Genomic DNA, 3,440 nt, shown 5'->3' on the forward strand with positions numbered 1-3,440 from the left:
ATCTTGCCTTCCACACGGGCAAGCTTCGCGCTCAAACTAGCTGAGGCACCGACCCCACCCACGCGCTCAAACTAGCTGAGGCACGTCGAGGCATTGACGTAGAGGGCAACGCAAACTATCCTCTGATTAAGTATCAGTTAGGAGGTCAAAGAATGACTCTAACAATCAACTTCACTCCATCACGTGAACTGGAAGCACCCCTGTTCCCAGAAGAAGAGAGCATCCCGATTTCCTTCGGGCCTCACGCAGCAGTCGGAGATGGCGCCGATAACCTAGCTTACGTACGCCCGACCTTCATCACCTGCGGAAGCTGTCGATGCACCACTGGCTGTGGCCCTATCGGAAGCTACCGACTCTGCGGGTGCTAGCTAGACCTGCCGAGGGGCCCTTCTTAGCCTTGGAAACCAAATCGCTAGACCAAAGAAGGGACCCTCGGCAGCCTATGCGAAAGGGAAGTAATCAGAGCCATGAAACGCCCTCCCCCCTTAGCGAAAGAACGCTCCGGAGAACACTTAACAGGGGCAGCAATTGTCGACATAGGGTCTATACTGTACGAACATTTCGCAAGGAACGGGATCATCCCTTTAAGCCAATTTCCTGGCATCAAAAAGAGCCTAAAAAGCCAGATTGGCGGGTTTGCAATCCGGGCGATTCTGACTGAATTTTTCACTGCCGGAAGTCACTACCTGCCAAAATCTCGTGAGTCATACAATCAACTCATGAACTCCTTGGCGACTCCTTCTTGGTTTGACCATATTTCCGACACCTATCCCGACATAATTCGCCTAGGGAATTCGATAACACAGCAGATAGAACATGCCCACCTTGTATCCGCCGAGGTCACGAGGATTCCCCTTCCAGTAGAGAGCGCGCTCAACTTGACGGAAGGGTTCCAGATAACCGACATCGAACCAGTTGGCGATGTCCACCCAGGGGGCTTGTGCACGCTTCTATTCTCAACACACACCGACAAGAAATTTCTGTTCAAGGCTTCGAGCCCTGAGAATGTACTCTTTGTCGCCAACCTCACTGAATTGGTAAATGAGAGACTTGATTACCCTCTCTACGTTCCACATAGCGTACCGACAGGCTTCAATGGGCATTACCAAGAATACGTCGAGCATGCTGAGCGTCAACATAGCCTCTCGGAATACTACAAGTTCGGCGCATGGCTTGCGATAGCGGACTGCGTATCCTTCACTGACTTGCACATGGAGAACGTAATCCCGACTCCCCATGGCCCATGCATTATCGATTTTGAGTGCTTCCCCACCCCAGAAATTGCGATAAAAGAACTGCGAAGTACTTTGCCACTACTGAATCGCTCCGGAATACTCCCCGCGCCGTTCACTCTAGCAGACAAAGAAGACACAGTGGACTGGAGTGCTATCGGAGGTGACAGCGACCAGCTTTCCCCATCTTGGGCGATGCATGAGGTTCTCGAAGACGGACTCCCGACGTTCCACCTAGGAAGAGCGTCTAAAGATAGCGCGAGGAGACCTTCACCCCAAACACGAATGAGCCTGTCACGAAAAGCTGAACACTCTCTGATGAAAGGATTTTTGGATGCACATCGGGCTATGTCTGCCGCCGGAAAAGATAAGGTCCTGAGCCTCACGGAGCTAAACTCACCTAAGCCTCGCTTGGTTCTGAGGCCAACTCAAATTTACCACAACTGCTTGAGGCGCAGTTCTTATCCACGATATCTATCGGATCCTGAAGCTCGTAAGAATGAACTCCGGAATTGGTTGATAAATGGGCTGTTTCCCGAGTCTCTCATCGAGCATGAGCTTGAACCCTTAAGAGATTTCTTCATCCCCCTATTTCAAGTAGACCTAAGCGCTAAAGACGTCGACGGGCTGGAAATCCTTCCCCCTGCCACCATTCTTCAAAAGAGTATTTCCCGCCACCTTGATGCGATGCGCCCAAATCAAGCCTTGAGGCAAATCAGGCAGGTCTTCGAGGTTCAACGCAAGCAGAGTGAACCGATGCAGCGAGTGTCATTCTCTGCCCCTCGTCTTCCAGCGCCTTCCGCAGCCGAGAGAATCAGAATAATTGAACATCTTGCGGAATCGATAATTTCTTGCGCCGAGGAGGACTCTTTCGGCTATTCATGGTCGAATATCCAGCGAGACCAAGAAGGAAATTGGGTCCAGACCAGCTACTCACCTTCCCTTTACCACGGCTCTGCGGGCATATATTTGGCACTTAACTCCGCGTTGCTAAGCGGAGCGCGCATCTCTTCCTATGGAATTAAGCTCCTGAAAGGTCTGAAGGACCAGCTGACAGACTTTTTGATGGACCCACCCGAGATCCTCCCCCTGGGCTTATTCGAAGGGGCCGCAGGCGTAGCATACTCTTTAATCGCTTCCAAGACCCCTGAGACCAATTCTGACCTCATCATTTCTGCACTCGCTAGAATCCTTGAAGATCGGGTCTATAGCATGAGCCATGACATCATCTCTGGAGCCGCCGGCGTATTGCTATTTGCAGACAGGCTGGAGCGAATGGGCATCTCATCCGAGACAGCAACTGTGATCCAATCATGGATGTGTCGTCAACTTAAGAATCTTGCTCACGAATCGGAAGACGGGATTTGGGTCTGGGAAACTAATTCTGACTGGTTTGGAGGACTCAGCCATGGCCCGGCAGGGGTAATGTGGGCCCTGCGGGAGTCATGCTATTCGCGATTCTTTTCAGATTTGGCAGAGAAAGCTCTGGAGGCTCAGATGTCGCTTCTCAGAGCTGATGACTTCTCGTGGAGAAGTCGTCGCCTTTCAGACTCGCCACCGATATGCGCTTGGTGCCATGGAAACGAAGGACTGGCATTAGTCTTCAGTGAAACTGACCCCGATAGCGTTCTCGCAAAACAATGCGTAAACTCACTGATCAAGCAAGCCCTGCCTAGCGACGTCTGTTTATGTCATGGGATATCTGGCCGATACTTGTCGCTACATACGCTCAACCTGCACGACGCTGCAGCCCAAGCCTCCACTCTCTTATGGCGTCACGCCTCAACTAAGATCGACATGATGGAGAATCTGGACGACAGTCTCATGACAGGGAGAGCAGGAGTTTTACTTTCTCTTTCCCATTCACTGGCGAGTCGCGTCGTCCCGTCGCCACTCACAGCCCAAATTCTGGAGGCAAGATGAAGGATAGAGATTGCACTTCGCTCTTTACCGGTTCGTCGGCCCCGCTGGCCTGCTCTTCTGTGGCTTTGAAATACACGTTCAGCAAGAGTGAAAGCACTATTCTAGATGACTTGACGATGACGGCTTCACGCGGGGATTTCCTAGCGGTGGCTGGAAGGAGCGGTTCCGGCAAGACCAGTCTGCTTCGGGTGCTGTACGGGATGCAGGAGCCCTCCAACGGGACCGTGTGGTGGGGAGACCGGAAGTTGACCGAGCTCAACGAGAAACAGCGACAGAAGCTCCGTC

The 3,440-nt window shown here is 52.1% G+C and carries 2 protein-coding genes; both read left to right on the forward strand.

What is annotated here, in order from left to right; genetic code table 11:
• Positions 1-719: 719 nt before the first annotated feature.
• Positions 720-3,155, forward strand: a complete 2,436-nt coding sequence (locus tag EII35_RS15250) for a DUF4135 domain-containing protein (RefSeq protein ID WP_185744393.1) — start codon at positions 720-722, stop codon at positions 3,153-3,155.
• A partial coding sequence (locus EII35_RS15255) for an ATP-binding cassette domain-containing protein (protein WP_125229315.1) occupies positions 3,152-3,440 on the forward strand: 289 nt, incomplete at its 3' end. The genes EII35_RS15250 and EII35_RS15255, both read left to right, overlap by 4 nt.

The organism is Arachnia propionica (assembly GCF_003932785.1).
Classification (GTDB): domain Bacteria; phylum Actinomycetota; class Actinomycetes; order Propionibacteriales; family Propionibacteriaceae; genus Arachnia; species Arachnia propionica_B.